This window comes from Capnocytophaga canis (genome assembly GCF_000827555.1).
Lineage (GTDB): Bacteria > Bacteroidota > Bacteroidia > Flavobacteriales > Flavobacteriaceae > Capnocytophaga > Capnocytophaga canis.
This window is the reverse complement of record NZ_CDOI01000066.1, coordinates 1-744: the sequence shown is the minus strand read 5'-3', so window position 1 is coordinate 744 and position 744 is coordinate 1. Positions and strand designations below refer to the sequence as shown.

Here is a 744-nt window from a genome sequence, read left to right as displayed (position 1 = left end):
GGGGAAGCACTTTCTTATTTTGGCAAAACACATTACTCGCCTGATGTCCTCCCATCAACCCAGAGGCAAGAATTAAGGTTAAAAAAGTTTTGTACATAGGTATGAAATTATTATTATGAATGTTTGGTCGTGTTGTAAAAAGTATGATGAAAGTTCTGATTGTTAGGCTTTGACCACGACAGCCTGACAAAGATATTTCCTTTTTTAAGGCATCATACTTTTTACTACACGACCTTATTTTTCATCATCTAATGTAACAAGATCAAGCACGACATTATTGGATCCAGGATGATGCCCAATAATAACTTGCTTATATTCTGTTGAAAGTAGTGCCTCTCTATGTCCCATAGTACTTCCCATCCAAGCATCTACAAGTTGCCTGACCGTTGCTCCAGGAGGAACAGTGACAATATTTTCCCCCACATCCTTAAAACGTATCTTAGTAGCTTTCATTCTCCAAAAAATAGACTTTCCTTCTGCATCAAAATGATCATTCCAATCAAGTTCTTTATCCTTACCACTCTCAAACAGATATTTAGAATGTTCCTGAGCCAGAGGATGATCAAAAATGGTATAAGGAGGAAGTTTATGCTTTTTTCTAATACTATTGATATAGTCTATCATAATAGTTTGTAATTGAGCAAGCGATAAGCTATGCACCTCACTGTCATAGAGATGTTTGGATTGGGGAAGCACTTTCTTATTTTGGCAAAACACATTACTCGCCTGATGTCCTCCCATCAA

Annotated in this window: 1 protein-coding gene; it reads right to left on the bottom strand. The window is 37.0% G+C overall.

Features of this window, described 5'->3' with window-relative positions; translation table 11 throughout:
• Window positions 1-234 precede the first annotated feature (234 nt).
• On the bottom strand, window positions 235-744 hold a 510-nt coding region (locus CCAND38_RS02150; protein WP_197066315.1), incomplete at its 5' end, for a CAP domain-containing protein.